We start from the raw sequence: 12384 nt of genomic DNA, 5'->3' as shown, positions 1-12384 counted from the left end.
TAGGTCGCCGGCGGGGTCGGAGGTGAGGATAATTCAAAATGTAAGAAGCGTCGATGGCAGTCGACGGCAGGCGGGGTGCTTGCGATTAGGCGAATGCCTCGAAGCTTCGTCATCCTAGGGCGGAGCAAGGCGCGAAGCGACGCGGCGCAGACCCTAGGATCCATTCCGTAACCTGGAAGCGTTGCCACGGTTCGGGTGCCGTGCTGGTGCTATGGGAATTCCGCGCCGCCGCGCTCCCCGCCGACTGACACGGCATGGATCCTCGGGTCAAGCCCGAGGATGACGATCGGAGGGGCTTCAGGCGCGCTACCCACACCGTTGTCGATACCGTGCACGATAGAGCAAAGCGCCCCATCCCTTCGTCATCCTAGGGCGGAGCAAGGAGCGAAGCGACGCGCGCAGACCCTAGGATCCATGCCGGGACATCAGAACCACCGCGGCAGCGCAGAATCTGCAGCCGTCGGTTCCGCGAGCACGGTCACGGCATGGATCCTCGGTCGAGCCCGAGGATGACGAAGGGAATGCCCACGTTACCACCCAGTTCCGCGAAAGAGTTCGAACCAATCCGGATTGCCCTTCTCGATCAGCTCGATCTTCCATTGGCGAGGCCAGCGTTTCAGAGACTTCTCGCGCTGGATGGCATCGGTGATATCGAAATACTCTTCGTACCAGACCAGTCTTTGCACGCCGTATTGGCTGGTAAAGCGCGAACCCTGGCCGGACTTGTGCTCAGGCATTCGACGGCCAAGATCGTTGGTCACACCGATGTAGATCGTGCCACACTTCTGGCTCGCGGTCATGTAAACGTAGCCGGTCATGAGGCGACCCTACTTGATGTTATTGCCGGTGGACATTCAGGCCGGTGGTATTCTGCGGCCAACGTCACGGCATGGATCCTAGGGTCTGCGCGCGTCGCTTCGCTCCTTGCTCCGCCCTAGGATGACGAAAGATGGGACGGCAAATCCCTGGCAAATTCATCGATCTCCGCCCAGGGGTCCCCCGACGTCTCCAGCAAGCCCGGCAGCGACGAATAGTTCAGGTCCTGCGGCGCGTCGATCGCCTCCAGATCCGCCCAGCTCACCGGCGTCGAGGCCGGCAGATTGGTGCGGGCGCGCAGCGAATAGGGGGCAGCGGAGGTGTGGCCGCGCGCATTGCGGTGATAGTCGATGAAGATGCGCTTCTTGCGGTTGTCCTTGCCCATGGTGGTGGTGAACGTGTCCGGCGCGGTCGCCGCCAGATGCGTTGATATCGCGCTGGTTGCCTGATGCAGCTTCTTCCAGTTCTGCTTTTGCGTCACCGGTACGGTGATGTGGATGCCGCTGCCGCCGGAGGTCTTGGCGAACGGCACCAGCCCCAGCCCCTCCAGCTCGCTTTTGATGTGCACGGCGGCCTCGACCACCTCGCGCCACGAAATCCCCTCGCCCGGATCGAGGTCGAGGACGATCTGGTCGGGCTTGTCGAGGCTGGTGCGGTGCGTGCCCCAGGTGTGGAACTCGACGACGCCGAACTGCGCCAGCGCCAGATAGCCTTTCGCGCCTTCGACCGAGAGGTAGGATTTGGTCTCGCCCTCGGAATTGGTCGCCTGGAACGTCACCACCGAGGGCGGCATGCCGGTGAAGGCGTGGCGCTGGAAGAAGCAGTCCTTGGGCAGGCCGGTCGGGCAGCGCACCAGCGACACCGGCCGGCCGAGGATATGCGGCAGCATGAAGTCGCCGACCAGCGCGTAGTAGACGGCGATGTCGAGCTTGGTCGGCCCGGTCCTGCCGAACAGCCGCCGCGTCGGATTGGTCACCCAGATGGTGGCAAGGTCCGCCTCCGAAATCAGCCGTTTGCGCTTGGCCGAGACCGGCGTCGACAGGCCGACATCCCTGAGACCGCGAAACACGCCATGACGCAATGCATTGTCCGCCGTGCGGTTGGCATAGTGGATGCGGGCTGAAAACAGCGGCTTCACCCAGTGCATCTCGCGCATGATCTCGCGCGGCACGCCCTCCGGCGCCGTCGCGCCGGCGGTGAGCGGCTCCAGCCGGGCCAGCAGGTCTGCCGCCGTCTCGGCGTAGAAGCCGGTGCCGACCTTGCCGCGATAATGCAGTTCGCCATCCTCCCACTCGGCCATGCCAAGCGCGGCCAGCCCTTCCGCCGCCTCCGAAATCGTGTAACCCGCGATGACGAAATCGCCCTTCTGCAGCGCCTTGGTCTTGGTCCAGCTCTTGGTACGGCCGCTCTGGTAGGTGGCGGTGGCGCGCTTGGAGACGACCCCTTCGAGGCCCAGATCGGAAGCCTGGTCATAGAGCCCCTGCCCCGAGCCTTCGACATGGTCGGAGAACTGGATGGCGGAATTGGCGCCGAGGCCGGTGAGCAGTTCGGCCAGCAGCGCCTTGCGCCGGATGAGCGGCACCTTCGTCAAATCCCAGCCGTCGAGATGCAGCAGGTCGAAGGCATAAAAATGCAGCTTGCTGCCGGCGCCCTCAGCCAGCGCGTCCTGCAGCAGCGCGAAACGGGAAATGCCTCTGCCGTCGAGCACGACGATCTCGCCATCGATGATCGCCTCGCGGCAAGGCAGTCTGGCGAAGGCATGGGGGAGATCGCCATAGCGCTTCGTCCAGTCGATGCCGCCACGCGTGATCAGCCGCACCTCTCCATCGAACACATGCGCCATGGTGCGGTAGCCGTCGAACTTGATCTCGTGCAGCCAGAGCTCGTTGGTATTCTCGGCAAGGCTTTCGCCGCCCGGCGGCTTCGGCACCTGTGTCGCCAGTTGCGGCTCGATGCGACGGAGCGCCGGCGCCTTGACCGCGCCCGGCAATTCTGCGGGCTGCAGCGAACCCGGTTTCGGCGCGGACTGCGCCGCCGGCTTCGGCGGCGCCACCAACTCCTCGATGCGCAGCCCGGATTTCACGCTCTCCGGCCGCGCCTCGAGTATGTCGAGCCTGGTGTCGGAAGCGAGGTCGCGCTCCTTGAACAGCAGCCAGTTCTTCTTGTTCTCATCCTCGCCGGGCTTGGGCTTTAGGCGGGTCAGCATCCAGCCGCCATTGAGCTTTTCGCCGGCCAGCCGGAACTTGAAGGCGCCGGTCCTGAGGCTCTTCTCGACATCGTCCATCGGCGCCCACGTGCCGGTGTCCCAGACGATCATCGGCCCGCCGCCATATTCGCCCTCGGGGATGACGCCCTCGAAGTCGATATATTCGAGCGGATGGTCCTCGGTCTCGACCGCCAGCCTCTTGTCCGCCGGATTGAGCGAAGGCCCGCGCGGCACCGCCCAGCTCTTCAGCACATCGCCGACCTGCAGGCGCAGATCGTAATGGTCGGCGGTGGCGTGGTGCTTGTGCACGACGAAGCGGTTGCCTTCATCGAAGACAAGTCCGCCGGCGGGTTCGGGGGTTTTCGAGAATTCGCGCTTGGCGCGGTAGGGGTTGAGTTTGGCGGGGGACATTGGTCAGGAACCGAGGCGCACGGCAGCCGCCAACCGCCTCGTTGCTTCGCGTTCCGCAAACCTCGCGGTCGTCATTCTCGGGCTTGACCCGAGGATCCATGCCGTGACCCCTACCGTAGAGCGCAGCCGAGCGGAACCTGGACCGCAGCGGCGCATTGATGTCACGGCATGGATCCCAGGGTCTCCGCGACGTCGCTTCGCTCCTGCTCCGCCCTGGGATGACGAAAGCGTGGAGACCATGCAGCTCAATCGTCAGCAGCCGGCGTCAGTTCGAGTTCGGCCGGCGTCAACCCCTGCTGCAACTGGGCGAGCCGGAACTCGTCGACCCAGTAGGCCTCGCCGTCGACCAGCACGCGCGCCCGGTAGGCGCCGTCCGAAAAGCTCTGCGCGGTGATGTAGACCTTGTGGCGATCGAGCGCCTTGCGCACGGCGGCACGCTTGGCATTCTGGCCGGTGACGGGACTGAACATGACGCTGCCCTCGGTCGCCCTGACACGCAACATGGCCGCTCCCGCGGCCCGGCGACTGGGCTCAAGGATGACGGAGACGCGCTGTCCTGTCAATTTGGCGGGCCACGCCCTTCGGCGATTGACGACCCGCCGCTGTCAGGCGAGTTGCGAGGGGAGGAATTTTTCCAGGCTGTTGAAGGGGCTTCGCGCCTCGGCTTGAATCAAAACTTCAAGCAGGAATACCCGCCTCACACATCCTCGCTGTCGAAGATCAGCATATCGGCGCCGCCGGTCGCGAAGACCTGGAGATCGGCGGCGGTCGCCTGCCCTTCGGCGCTGGCGAATGCATTCTGGATGCCGGCCAGATCGTCGAACCGCAAGGTGGCGACCAGATGGACCTTTGCCGGCCCCGCTGGGGTCATCACCGGACCGCTGCTGATTTCGTAGCGCCGCAATCCCGGGATGGTCTTGGCCAGCGGAACGTGCTTTTCGCGGTAATAAGCATCGAACGCCGCAGGATCCGCGGGCGTGCCATACATCACTACCAGGCTTGCCATCATTGCCTCCCCGAAGCCGTTGCTCTTTCGGCAGCGTGATGGTTTGCGGGGAGCTCGTCAATCCGTGTTGGCGGGAACCTCAGTTCTTCAACCGCCGCAGCCGGCGCATCACGCCCTGCACGGCCTTGAACAGTCCCGGCCTGGAGCGCACGAAAACCTCCGTCTTTCCACGCAGCTTGATATAGGCGGTCGCGCCCCTGCCCCGCAGCGTCATCGCCTCGCACAACTCGGCCAGCACCGCGCTCGAAGCGCCGATATGCTGCTTGTACCCCTGGCTGCCGACCGACAGGTCGAAATAGTCAAGCCCCCGGGCGCGCGCCCACATCATCAGCTTGCCGATCGTCGTCAGGCCTGGCGGGGTGTTGGCCACCGCGTCCTGGTCGATCCCCAGCAGAAGCGCGTGCAAAGTGTGCTTCATGATCAGCACGTAGATCACGGCGAGATAGGCTTCCCCGACACGCAGCCCGAACAGCCGCACCGAGCCGTCGGACAGACCTTGCAGGGCGGCGTCGCGATAGAACGCGACGACCGGCGCCTGCGTCAGCAGGTCGAAACGCCCGAGCTCGCGGAAGCGGTTGAGCCTGAGCTCCAGCAGTGTCGCGAACTGCTTCTCCACCATATCAGGCGTCCAGGCTTCGACCAGATCGAGCTTGCCCATCTGTTCGAAACGGCGGCAGTGCTTGTGGAAATTCTTGGCGTAGGACGATTTGCAGATGCGCTTGATCAGCGTCTCCGGCTCGCCATCCATGGCCAGACCCGAGGCGATCTGGATAGAGTCGCGCGACGCCGAAAGCAGCGCCAGCGGATTGGCGACGCCGTGAATCCGTTGCGGGATCCCCGCGACATGGATGCGGTCCGCCGGCGGCAGCACGGCGCGGACCGCCGACCAGGCGGCGGCAGCGCTCTGTTGGGTCCAGGGTCTCGCATCGGCCAGCAGCGGCGCCGAATAATCACAGACGCCGCAGCTCAGCCATTCGATCACATGATGGCCCAGCGCCCGGCGCCGCATCAGCGGCAGCAGCATGGCCGGCGCGCCCGTGGCGGCGTCGTTGACCTCGACGACGAGCAGGTCGGCACTTTTGGGCATCAGCCGTCTGGCGATCCCCTCCACCCAGGCAAAGGCCTGGTGGCCGGTGCACAAACCATTCGCCTCGAGGCGCAGCCACAGCGGCTTTACGCTGTCGAGGCTGGTGTGCAGCCGCGCCGTATAGCGCGCGGAGGTGCCGGTGCCGGCGGCAACCAGCGAAACCGGCACGTCGGGTCTATCAGTCATCGCAGCCGCTCGCATTGCCTGGCCTGCCACATGCTTCGCCTGTCGTTCTGGCCCGCCCTCAGCTTCCTCCACGCAAGCGCCGCAAACCCCGCATCGTTCCCTGGACCGCCTTCAGCAGCCGTGGGTTGGCGCGCACGAAAGCCTCGGCCCGGTTGCGGATCTCGATGGCGTTGCTCGCCAGACTGCCCCGCATCGTGAACCCGTGGCGGAGTTCGGCCAGGACCGAACCCGTGGCGCCCATATGTTGCTTGTAGCTCTGGTTGCCGACCGACAGGTCGAAATAGCCGAGCCCCTGTTCGCGTGCCCAGCCCATCAACCTGCCCATGATTGCAAGTCCCGGTGAGACATTGGGCACGACGCTCTGGTCCATCGCAATCAGGAGAGCATGAACAGTCCCTTGATGGACCAGCAGATATTGGACCGCGATCAGGGCCTCACCGACGCGCAAGCCGAAAAGCCGCACCGAACCGTCCGACAGGGCCCGAATAGCTGCGTTCCGGTAGAAATCGACAATCGGCTTCTGCGTCAGCAGGTCGAAGCGGCCAAGCTCGCGAAAGCGGTCGAGCCGCATCCGGACCAGCTCGCCGAAAATACCCTCCACCTTGGCCGGCGTATCGGCCTCGACCAGTTCCACGCCGCCGAGCCGTTCGAGGCGGCGCCAGTCCTTGCCGAATTCCTTGACGAAGGATGGCCTGCAAAGGCGCTTGAGGACGGTTCCCGGGTCGCCGTCGATGGCAAGGCCGAAGGTGGTCTGGATGGAATCGCGCGTGGCCGGCAGCAAGGCCAGCGGATTGTCGACGCCGTGGATCCGTTGCGGAATTCCCGTGATATGGAAGCGGTCCGCCGACGGCAGCACGGAGCGCACCGCCGCCCATGCTGCCTCGGCCGATTGCCTGGTCCACGGGCTCGCATCCGCCAGCAGCGGCGCCGAATAGTCGCAGACGCCGCAGCTCAACCATTCGACCACCCAATGGTGGAAAGAGCGCCGCCGCAGCAAGGGCACCAGCATCCTGGGCACTCCCGTCGCGGCGTCCCTCACCTCCACGATGAGCGGTTCGGCACCTTTCGACATCAGCCGCGCGATGATCTCCTCGGCCCACGCATAATGCTGGTGGGCGGTGCACACGCCGTCTGCCTGGAAACGCAGCCAGAGCGGCCTGACCGTTTCGAGGCTGGTGTGCAATCGTGCCGTATAGGTGTCGTTCGCGGCTATGACGACGGGAGGAGAGACCTGCCCGCCGAGCGTGTCGGTCACCTCAGCAATTCGCACTGCCTGGCCTGCCACATCTCTCTCCTATCGTTTTGCCGCGGCGAAGGTGACCGCCCGCCGCCGCCACGAACCCGGCAGACTGTCGTGCTGCTGGTCCGGATGCTCGATGTTCCACATGCGGTGATGCACGAAATACCATGATGCCGCGAGCACGAAGGTCTCGGAGACCGCCGAACCCAGCAGCGCCCAGGGTGGAGAGGCGATCGCCAGCAGGATTGCGATCAGCGCCAACCCGACGATCGCGCCGCCCATCGTGATGAAGGCGACGATCCGGAAATCGCCGAGGATTTCGAGGACGATGCGGGGCATGATGTAAAGCATGATCGGGACGAAATTCGCGATCACGAAAAGCCCGATGAACCCGACCGAGGCATCCTGGAGAGCCTGGGATTTCACCATCGGCAGGACGAACATGACAGCGCATCCATAGACCAGGCCGCCCAGCCCCATGACGAGCGACCAGATCTTCGCCTGCGCCCAGACACGGCCTGTTTCATTGTGCTGCATGAGCTTGGCCAGCTCCGGCTGCGTCATGTTCACGAAGGCAAGGCTGATGATGCGCAGCGGCGCAAAGAACACCAGCACTGCCGCCAGCGGTGCGTAGGCGGCAGGCCCGGCAATGCCCGCGACCAGCAGCGCCAGGCATTGTCCCTGGATGTTGGTGGTGGTCGCGCTGAAGGCCGACCAGCACAGCTGGCGCCAGAGCCTGGCATAGCGCCGCCGCGTCGGCATACGGAAGCTGATGCGAAGCGTGCGGCGTGCCAGCCGGACCAGGACGAGGATACCAACCAGATTTGCCGCGGTAAGCGCGTAGAACGTGGCCTGCAGCCCATCCTTTGCAAACCAGATCGTCAGCCCGGCCAGCACGGTGCCGGAGATTGTGAAGGCGGCATCGCTGATGGAGACGATCACCTGCAGGCGGCGCGCGAAGAATGCCGTGCGCATGTGGCTGCGCAGCGACCAGGCGCCGACGAAGCAGCCGGCGGCGATGCCGCTTGGATCGCCCAGCAGATGCATCAGGACAGCCGTGGCTATCGCCATCAGCAATGCCACGACCAGCGCCGCCGTTCCGAAGGCCACGTCATGGGCGTCGACGCCGGCGCTGTTGGTGCTCTTGCCCATCCATATCGAGGCCGGAACGGCGGTCAGCGACCTGATGTAGGACAGGCCGACCCCGCCCATCACCATGGCGATGGCGAACAGGCCGTAGCCTTGCGCTGACAGCAGATGCAGCAGCATGATGTTGAGGGCAAAGTGAAAGCCGCTCTGCATCGCCTCGCCGCCGATCATCAGCACGAGCCGCCGCACCAGATGGCCAGGAAATTTCACGGCCGTGTCTCCGCCTGGCGGGCGGTTGCCGCCCTGGCCGGCCTTGCCATGGCCGCTTTCAATTTGTCGGCGGCGATGGCGGTGATCGCGGCCGCGGCGACCGGCCCGCTGAAGACCGCCTCGTAGCGCTTGCGCCCGGCGGCGACAAAACCGCGCCAGGTTTCGGGCCGCAGGACGATCTCCTGCAATTTCGCGGCAAGGGCGGCTGCGTCGCCAGGCGGAACGTGCCAGCCGGTCTCGCCGTCGGCGACCACTTCGACCAGCCCGCCGATCGCCGACACCAGCGGCGGGCGGCCATGGGCCATCGCCTCGATGGCGACGCGGCCGAGCGATTCCGGGCGCCGCGACGGCACGGCGACGATGTCGGCCCAGCGATAATGCTCGGACGGGTCCGGTATGAACGGCAACACGCTGACCCGCCCGGTGAGTCCCATACCGCCGACCAGTTCGGCGAGCGCACGCTCGCGCTCGATGCTTTCAAAGGCGCCGCCGACCAGCCGCACCTCGATCCTCGACTTCAGCTCCGCCGGCAGTGAGGCGATCGCTTCCAGCAGCACTTCCTGGCCCTTGATCCTGTTGACACGGCCAAGCAGCAGTACGCGCAGCGGGCGCTTGCCGTCATAGGTCAGCGCTTCGGCCGCCGCCGGACCGGCAACGCCATTATAGACGACATGGGAGCGCGCGGATCCGGGATCGCCGAACGCGGCGCGCGTCGCCTTCGAGTTGAAGATGAGATCGGCATGGCTCCAATGCATCAACCCGACGAGGATCCGGCGCAGCACGCCTTCGGGAATTTCGTGGATGTGCAGCAATGCCTTGTGCGGGAGAAGACGCGAGGCCAGCGCATAGTCGGCGACGATCGAAGTGTTGACGTAGACGAGGTCACAATCGCGCAGGCGTCGCCATGCCCGCCACACCGCGACCGGCAGCCGCGCCATCTCGATGGTGGCAAGGCGCGCCATAGCCTGGCGCCTCAGCACCCAGAGCGGCTCGAAGACGATGCGGCTGGCGTGAGATTCCAGGATCTGCACGATCGGCCCGCTGCGCGGCAGGACCACCTCGATGTCGGCGGACGGAAACGCGGCGCGCAACGCGGCGACGCTCTCCGCGAAGCTGCGGTCGGAGCCATAGAGCTCATAGCCCTGATGGACGCATGCAATCCGCATATTCCCAAGCATCTTTCTGCCAGGGGAAGTTTGACGATCCCCGCCGCCTGACCGTACAGGCGACTGGAAATCTCAAGCCCAACACCCCTTTGGACTTTCACTGGTTGCCGGTATGGCCATGAAGCGGATGTCGAATCCGGATCACCACACCAATTCTGCACGTCCTCCGCCGATTCTGACGCACAGAAATTCCCTGAGCAAGGATCATGCCGGGCCTGATTTCTCCGTCTGGTGGTCGCCAGGGCCGGCAATGCCTCGTTTCGATACACATACGTGCGGAAAGTTGACCGATAGTGAAACAACGCGGGCGTCCGGAAGAAATATTTTACAACCCGGGTGCAATAATCGCGGGGTCGGAGCTGGCAGGCATGTTGCATGGCCAGCTTTTGAGATCAGGCAGCACCGCGGATCGAGCGGACTTGAAAGCGTCACGGCCATGAAATCGGAAAAGCCCTCCATCCTGATCCTGGGAACGCGCGGCATCCCCGCGGCCCATGGCGGCTTCGAAACCTTCGCCGAGAAGCTGGCGCTTTTTCTTGTCGGACGCGGCTGGAAGGTCGGAGTCTATTGTCAGGACGAGGTTGCACGGGTCGACCAGAGGGTGCGCGTCGCAAGCTGGAACGGCATCGACCTCATCCACATCCAGGTCGCCTCGAAAGGCCCACGCGCGACGCTGGAGTTCGACTGGCAATGCGTGCTCGACGCCGCCCGGCGGCCCGGCGTCTGCCTCGTGCTTGGCTATAATGGCGCGGTCTTCCTGACCTGGCTCAGGCTGATGCGGCGCAAGATCATCACCAACATGGACGGCATCGAGTGGCGCCGGCCCAAATGGGGTGCTGCGGCACGCACATGGTTCTGGCTCAACGAGTGGATCGGCGCCTGGGCCTCGCACCGCCTGGTCGCCGACCATCCTGTGATCGCGGATCATCTGGCAACGCGCCGGCCGCGCAGCGCCATCGCCACCATCGCCTATGGCGCCGACCCGGTGACAGCGGCACCGGAGGCGCCGGTGCGCGCGCTCGGCCTCGAGCCTGGAAAATACCTGATCTCGATCGCGCGCATCGAGCCCGACAACAACATCCTGCCCATCGTCGAAGCCTTCTGCAGCCAGAAGCGCGACATGAAGCTGGTGGTGCTGGGCACCCTTTCCGATGCCATTCCCTACCATGTCGCCGTCCGCCAGGCGGCGAACGCCTCGGTGGTCCTGCCGGGCGCCATCTACGACCAGGCCACGGTGAAGGCGCTCAGGTTCCACGCCCGCGCGTATCTGCATGGCCACACGGTCGGCGGCACCAACCCGTCGCTGGTCGAGGCGCTGGCCGCCGGCAACATGGTGATCGCCCACGACAACCCCTACAACAGATGGACCGCCGGCGCCGCGGCCATCCACTTCACGGACACGCAAAGCTGCGCCGAGCGGATGCGGCAGGCGATGGAGGATGACGCCCTGGCCAAGGCCTGCGGCGAGGCCGCCAGGACGCGCGCCCGCGAAGCCTTCCGCTGGGACGACGTCCTGCTTGCCTATGAGAATGAAGCCTATCGGCTTCTCGGCGCGACCGCGGCGCGGCCGGCCGCGATCGAGCGTCCCTCGCCCGGCGCCGTATGACGGACTGGTCGCGGCGGCGGCTTCTGCGCACAGCGCTGTCGACCGCGCTAGTGCCCGCCGCGCTCGCGCCGCTCGCGCCGGTACCGCCCGCTTTTGCTACAGGCGGCGAGTGGCGTTTCCGCCGCGGCGTCAATGCCTGGCCGTGGTTCGCGCTGACCCGTGAGTTTCCCGCGCCACGCACCGATTACGACTGGCCGCCCTTCCAGTCGCAGCGGCCGGTGCCGACACCGGACGACCTTCACCGGCTGCGCCAGACCGGGCTCGACTTCATCCGCCTGCCCGTCGATCCCGGCCCGTTCCTGGCGGCCGACGCCGCCACGCGCGGCAAGCTGCTCGACATGCTGGACGCGGCCGTCGCCGCCACGCTCGAGGCCGGTCTCGGCATCATCGTCAACGTCCAGGCCAATGGCGCCACCCATTACTGGAACCCCGACCGCATGGTCTCGAGCACCGCCGCGCCCGAATTCGAAGCCTATCGCGCACTGGTCGGCGAGCTGGCCGGCCGGCTGGAACGGTTTCAGCCGGGCATGGTGGCGCTGGAGCCGGTCAACGAGCCGCCGCAATCCTGCTCCTCCAACGTCTGGTCGCAGGTCCAGGCAGCCCTTCTGACGGCGGCCAGGGCGTCATCCCGTGGCTTGCCGCTGGTCGTCACCGGCGGCTGCGGCTCGATGGTGGGCGGGCTGGCGGCGCTCGATCCGGCGCCGCTGGCCGTCTTCGAGCCGATCCTGTTCACCTTTCACTTCTACGAGCCCTATCTGTTCAGCCATCAGGGCGCGCCCTGGATGCGCGAACCTGTCTACCGCGCGCTCAACAATGTGCCCTGGCCGGCATCCGCCGGCTCGCTCGAGCGGACGCTGGCCTCCGTCAGGGCGCGCATGGCCAAGGATACCGAGACCACGGACGAGGCCAAGAAAGCCGCCTATGCGCAAACCGAGCGTGTGCTGAAGGTCTATTTCGACGCCCGGCCCGACCGCTGGTTCATCGACAAGTATCTCGGCCAGGCGCGCGACTGGGCCGACAGCCACGGCATTGCGCCGGAGCGCGTCATCATGGGCGAATTCGGCGCGCTGCGCACCGACGCCCGCTACACCGCCGCGCCCGACCCCGACCGCGCCCGCTACATTTCCGATGTCAGGCAAAGCGCGGAGTCGTTCGGCTTTCCCTGGGCCTTCTGGGATCTCTTCGACGGCATGGGCATGATGGACGACACCACGCGGGCGCTGGACCCGGCGATGGTCGAGGCGCTTGGGTTGAGGATGGCGCGGTAGACGGCAGCCCCCGCGCTTCGTCATCCTAGGGCG

10 protein-coding genes are annotated in these 12384 nt (G+C 65.6%); 2 read left to right on the top strand and 8 right to left on the bottom strand.

Going from position 1 to position 12384, the window contains the following annotated elements:
- Window positions 1-530: 530 nt before the first annotated feature.
- The 8 genes from FJ934_RS19415 to FJ934_RS19380 form a co-directional block, all read right to left on the bottom strand.
- The gene (locus FJ934_RS19415; protein ID WP_140611403.1) at window positions 531-818 is read right to left on the bottom strand and encodes a GIY-YIG nuclease family protein; all 288 of its coding nucleotides are present in this window, start codon (window positions 816-818) and stop codon (window positions 531-533) included.
- Between the two features lie 116 nt (window positions 819-934).
- Window positions 935-3433, bottom strand: coding sequence for a DNA ligase D (ligD, locus tag FJ934_RS19410; RefSeq protein ID WP_140611401.1), 2499 nt, complete (start codon window positions 3431-3433; stop codon window positions 935-937).
- Window positions 3434-3678: 245 nt separating this feature from the next.
- A complete protein-coding gene (locus tag FJ934_RS19405) occupies window positions 3679-3903 on the bottom strand; it encodes a hypothetical protein (RefSeq protein ID WP_140611511.1) in 225 nt (74 codons plus the stop codon).
- 227 nt (window positions 3904-4130) lie between these two features.
- Window positions 4131-4439 carry an EthD family reductase gene (locus FJ934_RS19400; RefSeq protein ID WP_140611399.1) on the bottom strand — a complete coding sequence of 103 codons (309 nt, stop codon included), beginning with the start codon at window positions 4437-4439 and terminating at the stop codon, window positions 4131-4133.
- Window positions 4440-4518: 79 nt separating this feature from the next.
- The gene (locus FJ934_RS19395) at window positions 4519-5712 is read right to left on the bottom strand and encodes a GNAT family N-acetyltransferase (RefSeq protein ID WP_246671569.1); all 1194 of its coding nucleotides are present in this window, start codon (window positions 5710-5712) and stop codon (window positions 4519-4521) included.
- Between the two features lie 58 nt (window positions 5713-5770).
- The gene (locus tag FJ934_RS19390) at window positions 5771-6997 is read right to left on the bottom strand and encodes a GNAT family N-acetyltransferase (RefSeq protein ID WP_140611397.1); all 1227 of its coding nucleotides are present in this window, start codon (window positions 6995-6997) and stop codon (window positions 5771-5773) included.
- Window positions 6998-7006: 9 nt separating this feature from the next.
- The gene (locus FJ934_RS19385; RefSeq protein WP_181165687.1) at window positions 7007-8311 is read right to left on the bottom strand and encodes a hypothetical protein; all 1305 of its coding nucleotides are present in this window, start codon (window positions 8309-8311) and stop codon (window positions 7007-7009) included.
- Complete coding sequence (locus FJ934_RS19380) at window positions 8308-9489, bottom strand: glycosyltransferase family 4 protein (RefSeq protein ID WP_246671568.1); 1182 nt, start codon at window positions 9487-9489, stop codon at window positions 8308-8310. The genes FJ934_RS19385 and FJ934_RS19380 overlap by 4 nt, the downstream gene beginning before the upstream one ends.
- A gap of 424 nt (window positions 9490-9913) precedes the next feature.
- Between FJ934_RS19380 and FJ934_RS19375 the strand changes: the two genes are divergently transcribed.
- Both FJ934_RS19375 and FJ934_RS19370 read left to right on the top strand, forming a co-directional pair.
- Window positions 9914-11083, top strand: a complete 1170-nt coding sequence (locus FJ934_RS19375; protein ID WP_140611395.1) for a DUF1972 domain-containing protein — start codon at window positions 9914-9916, stop codon at window positions 11081-11083.
- A complete protein-coding gene (locus tag FJ934_RS19370) occupies window positions 11080-12351 on the top strand; it encodes a cellulase family glycosylhydrolase (RefSeq protein WP_140611393.1) in 1272 nt (423 codons plus the stop codon). The genes FJ934_RS19375 and FJ934_RS19370 overlap by 4 nt, the downstream gene beginning before the upstream one ends.
- The last annotated feature ends 33 nt before the right edge of the window (window positions 12352-12384 follow it).

Source organism: Mesorhizobium sp. B2-4-12, assembly GCF_006441575.1.
In the GTDB taxonomy this organism is placed as follows: Bacteria; Pseudomonadota; Alphaproteobacteria; order Rhizobiales; family Rhizobiaceae; genus Mesorhizobium.
Note: the sequence above shows the minus strand (reverse complement) of the source record. Positions and strands in the feature narration are given on the sequence as shown.